Origin of the sequence: Exiguobacterium artemiae 255-15, assembly GCF_000019905.1 — a bacterium.
Lineage (GTDB): Bacteria > Bacillota > Bacilli > Exiguobacteriales > Exiguobacteriaceae > Exiguobacterium_A > Exiguobacterium_A artemiae.
Genome location: NC_010549.1, coordinates 1 through 4885 on the forward strand (window position 1 = coordinate 1; position 4885 = coordinate 4885).

5 protein-coding genes are annotated in these 4885 nt (G+C 37.1%); 2 read left to right on the forward strand and 3 right to left on the reverse strand.

Features of this window, described 5'->3' with window-relative positions; all coding sequences use genetic code 11:
• Positions 1 to 239 precede the first annotated feature (239 nt).
• On the forward strand, positions 240 to 707 hold the full coding sequence (locus EXIG_RS15515) for a hypothetical protein (RefSeq protein ID WP_012362680.1): 468 nt from the start codon (positions 240 to 242) through the stop codon (positions 705 to 707).
• 50 nt (positions 708 to 757) lie between these two features.
• Here the strand turns inward: EXIG_RS15515 and EXIG_RS15520 are convergent, their stop codons facing one another.
• The 3 genes from EXIG_RS15520 to EXIG_RS15530 form a co-directional block, all read right to left on the reverse strand.
• A complete protein-coding gene (locus EXIG_RS15520) occupies positions 758 to 1009 on the reverse strand; it encodes a hypothetical protein (RefSeq protein ID WP_012362681.1) in 252 nt (83 codons plus the stop codon).
• Between the two features lie 20 nt (positions 1010 to 1029).
• On the reverse strand, positions 1030 to 1737 hold the full coding sequence (locus EXIG_RS15525) for a hypothetical protein (RefSeq protein ID WP_012362682.1): 708 nt from the start codon (positions 1735 to 1737) through the stop codon (positions 1030 to 1032).
• Between the two features lie 812 nt (positions 1738 to 2549).
• A complete protein-coding gene (locus EXIG_RS15530) occupies positions 2550 to 2891 on the reverse strand; it encodes a DUF3139 domain-containing protein (protein ID WP_012362683.1) in 342 nt (113 codons plus the stop codon).
• Positions 2892 to 2960: 69 nt separating this feature from the next.
• Between EXIG_RS15530 and EXIG_RS15650 the strand changes: the two genes are divergently transcribed.
• A complete protein-coding gene (locus EXIG_RS15650) occupies positions 2961 to 3755 on the forward strand; it encodes a C40 family peptidase (protein ID WP_012362684.1) in 795 nt (264 codons plus the stop codon).
• The last annotated feature ends 1130 nt before the right edge of the window (positions 3756 to 4885 follow it).

The window sequence follows — 4885 nt, forward strand, 5'->3', positions numbered from 1 at the left end:
CGCCAGCAAGCGAAGTGGAGGCGTAAACGCCGGAACGAAGTGCGGTAGATCAGGAAAGCGAAAATCTTAAACAGGCATCCAGAGAGAAAGAAGAAAGGATTGTTTATATCAATTACCGAACGTTCTAGAGAAGCGAAACTCGAAGAAAGAACGCAGGTGTCTAGCCCTATCATCCAGAAAATTAAGAGGGTAAAAAGGAAGGTTAATAGTTGGTTATTTGTTAAGGAGGATTTGAAGGAATGAAGAATATGGACTTAACGATTCTGGATGTCATTGAATTTAACAAACAAATGAAGTTCCTCGATGTAGCAAAAACGCATGCTCCAGTAGGACGTGAGAAGCTTCGTGAGGCGATGAAACTTGCTGGAGCGACGTTTGATCAACAAACCAAGCGATGGCATATTCAAGAAGGTCATCCGAATGAGAAGAAACGGGTGTTGGATTTTGTTCAATCGAGTCGTATCACTAAACCGAATCAAGAGAAAGCGCAAGATCCTTTGCGAGTGGACCCTGTGACGGGACAATCTCAATTGGATGATGGTTATTTCGAGATTGAGACGAAGCCGGAAAAGATTATTCGTAAAAAAGTATCGCTTGATCTTGATGTGACTTTACATAAGCGTTTGAAACACACCGCTCTTGAGAAAGATGTGAAGCTTTATGAGTTAATTGAAGGGATTTTACGTAACTATATAGAGAAGAAATGAATTGAAAAGGCTACTTCGTCTCTTGATAAGACGGAGTAGCCTTTTTCAATTCATTTCTGTTTTAAAAGGTGGTTTACTGACACTGCTATTAAACTAATGTTTAATAAACCAACTAAGAGACAAAATCCTTGCACAGAACTTGTTTCAATCAATTTCGCAATCCAGTATGTAGAGTTTTCATCTAAAAACTCTATTTTTGAATCTAGCAAATAACTTCCGATAGATGGTGAAATCAATTGGGCTATTAAGATTATTATTAAAACAATCGAATTAGCGATTAAGATGTTTTTAGCGTTTTTCATAATAGATTGTTTATCTCCTGTTACTTGTAGTAGTGTTTATATTTTATATGAACACCAATCGGTTTGTAAGCATATAATAACCCTTTATAGTCATATCGGAAAAGAATATCATTTCTTTTTGAAACTTTCACAGAATATTTTTTATAGATCGGTTGCCCCGTTACTTCTGTACGTTTTATCGCTTTCCCACCGCGACTCTTTGGCACTTTATAACTACCACTAGAACTTACTGAGTAACTTTTTCCAATTGTGAAACTCAAACTTTGAGAAATGTCATGATAAGATGCCCCATATGTAGTCGAAACTGAAGCGTTTCTTGATTTAGTGAAGTCTAATCCAATCGTCACACCAGGTACTCCACTAGTTTTCCATAGTATAGATTTTCCAATTGTTTCTTTGATATACTTCACACCTGAAAATTTATATTCTGGACCTGGCATCAAAACCATTGAAGGAGTAATTCTGTCGTTATTACTACTTGACTGAAGTGGAGCAGAACTTTCGAAGTTACTGTTTTCTAGATCTGAAGATTCTTCAGAATAAACAGTTGCTTCTTCAATATCATAGTCAATGCCTTCAACTAATTCCGAAGTGTCTTCGTTTACACCGATAGAGTCAACCTCTTCAATTAAATCAGGATCGATTGATGGTTCTTCTGCATGAATGACGTTTGAAGAAATGAAAGTAGTCATGAGTAGTGCTGGGAAAAGAAACTTATACTTTTTCAATATTAGTGCCTCCTTCTATAAATTGTTAATATGTAATCGTGAATAACCATAACATTACCATTTTTAAATGTAAAACATTTGGTAAATGAAATGCTGCCGATTTTTTGTTCGAAAACTAGCAAAAAACCGTAAGGTTGCGTGAAATGACAATTCCTCGCAATCTTACGACTGGTAGACCAACACTTTCAAAAAAAGAGACGAGAAGGATGTGTTTTCACAAACTTTTTGTCTCTTTTTTGCATGGTGTTTTTTTAGTGAATCGTTTTATTTAAGTGTTCTCTTTTGTGTATTTAATTCTTTTTTTGTTGCTGCAGATCTATCTGGTGAATCAGTTTTGAGAGGTATATCGAGTCCGGAAAATGATTTTTAAAATCACAAAACTTGAAAAGAAAGAGGCAAATTAAAATACACCTTAAAACCAAAAATGCACAAAACAGTGAAAAAGAGCATAAGGGGAAACTGCTATCACTAAGCGTGCTAGGCTAGGCAAAGCCTAGTGTTTCCCTGATATCATCAAAATCGCGAAAAGGTCACACCCCGTGCCAGTGAAAACGCCATTTTGGCACGGGGTGTGCCTCTGTTTTTCACTAAATATTTTGTGTTCCCAATGAAAATAATATCAAGTGGAGCGCCTTCTTTTTTATTTAAGAGGTATTTTCAAGCTTTGTATTTTCTAGCCACTTTGTGGAGGCAATACAGCTTGTCGGGGATTTCCCCGACCCCCTTTCTTTAAAAATTAATGCCATAAAAAAAGACATTCTCTAATAGAAATGTCTTTGACAATACAATAATGTCTATATTTTTATTCTGGACTATCTCTTAATATATTTGCCTTCTTTTTTGTTTGTAATTTGGACCCCGTCTTTATAACCAACAATTTTAAAATGATTCGATCCTGTTTGATAGATTTCATATTCATTATTAGGTTCGTCTTTAAAAGTTACTTTGGCGAAATACTCATCAGTTGTTGTGTCCATAACAATTTCTTTTGTTGAAACATTTTGCATGTAATTATTTTCTTTTAAAAATCCATCTATATTCTCACTAGTAGATTGTTTTTCATCATAATAAAGAGTTTTATAACCCCATGCTCCAATTAAGCCGATCCCTAAAAAAAGTATAACCATAAAATATATAATAGTCTTGTTTTTCATAAATTATCCCTACCAATCGTTTATTTTTTACATTATAATCAATTTATACTAAAAAATGGATGTTTTAATTTGATTAAGAAAAGTTTTGGTATTGCTACTTTGGTTTTATCTTTAGCATTAACATCCCCTAACTTATCATACGCTGAAGATCTAAGCCAATCGAAAAATGACTTATCTAAAAGTACGTACAGCAATTTTATTGGTGAAGGTGTGGTTAGCGAAACTGTATCTTACAATTCATGGGTGGACATCAATACTAATGATTCTTTTGAGGAATTAGAAGAAGAATTTCCTGTCCCTGATAGATTAATGGAAGTTGATCCATCAAACGAAAAAGATAAGAGTTACAGTATTCCCTCAGTATCATATTCAATAATGGCCGCAACTTCTTCTAAAGGACCGGTTTTAAAAAAAGGAGATATTTTAGTTAGCAATGCTACATCTTCTTATGGTTTGACGGGGCATGCTGGAATTGCAATCAGTTCTAGCCAAGTTCTTCATATCTCTGGTGCTGGTGCCCACCCTAAGGTCATTTCATCTAAAACCTGGCAAGATCGATATGGAATAGTGAAAGGACAAAAAGAAGGCTCAAATATAAAAACGAATGTTTATCGTATAAAAAGTACGACGAATGCCTCTAAAGCAGCTAATTGGGCTGTGAAAAATTATAAAGGTAAAAAATATGATTACATTATCACCCCTACAATTTCTTCTAAAAATCCAACATACTGTTCGAAAATTGTTTGGCAAGCCTACAGATCTATTAAGGCTGTAAATTATCCTGCAGGAGATATCCCTACTCCGTATGGATTACCAAAATACTTTAAAAAAGCTCAAAATCTTAAAGGGATGGGTTATCTCTAATAACATATGTATATAAAGAGGACTTTAAAATAGTAGTTATTTTAAAGTCCTCTTTACTGTTTAAAAAATATTAAGATCTGAATTGTGTTAACCAAAAGAATAGTCTTTTTATGAATTATAGCTATTTTGATATTGTCATAAAAATGATGTAGGCGTACAATAAGCAGTAACAAAATACGGACGGAACAACAAAAAACGCCACTTCTCCTATCTACTTGTCGCCAAACGAGTAGATGATCAACGAAGTGACGCTTTTGAATAGCGAGTGCTCGAACACTTGCTATTGAATAGTTGAAGGCACATTGGACGTGACTTCAACTTAGATGCACTTATCATACTAAGGAAACCTTTAACATTCAAGGTTTTAGTATAGAAAAAGGACATCATTCAGTAGCAAGTTTTACGAAACACGCTACTGAATGATGTCCTTTTTGTTTTGGTCTTACATAAAAAGAGGTCTGCACTCGCTCTTTAAACGAGTAGGTTCATCCAGCCGACGCAGTAAAATGGATCGGTCGTCATCGCAGTTCCAGCACGTGGCGCGACGTTAGCAGGGGAAGGACGGAGAGCCCTGTACATAGCCTAAGTCCCGAAGGGATACGGTAAAAATCGTTGAGAGGTTCAGACGGGGTCATATGGTACGAGACCGTAGGCAGTCCCACGACAAACGGTGGGGAATTTCCTAGTAGGCGGCTGTATGATTGCTGTGACACGACGTATGACGGCCAAAAGCCGTCATACAGTGGGTTATATGACGAGTCGCCGAAAGGCAGCAAGGTAGGGCGTGGAAACGCCTTGTGTGCGCGAGAGCGCAGCGAGTCATATCGTAGGGGCGAGACTCCCCTACAATCTTGGAACGCCTAGACATACGGATACCTCGTCCTACACTGGACGCAGTGCACCGATGGGCAGATTTAACTCTTTCCTTTTGCAAGGGGTTAGTCTGCCCATCCAGCCGTTTTCCTCGCCTGCCTCCCGCAGTATGCCCTCGCTCTTCAGGTTCTACAAGTCTTTTTATTTAAAAAAAGAATAGAAAGTTCAGGAAAGATGAAGATCAACGACGGGTTCATGTGTCGTGCGAGGCATGTTGAAGGAGGGAGCGAAGCGATTCCATTCAACATGCCGCAGTG

What these genes read in the sequence shown, in the direction of transcription:
- EXIG_RS15515 (WP_012362680.1), top strand. Translation starts at nt 240, where the DNA reads ATGAAGAATATGGACTTAACGATTCTGGATGTCATTGAATTTAACAAA.
- EXIG_RS15520 (WP_012362681.1), bottom strand. Translation starts at nt 1,009, where the DNA reads ATGAAAAACGCTAAAAACATCTTAATCGCTAATTCGATTGTTTTAATA.
- EXIG_RS15530 (WP_012362683.1), bottom strand. Translation starts at nt 2,891, where the DNA reads ATGAAAAACAAGACTATTATATATTTTATGGTTATACTTTTTTTAGGG.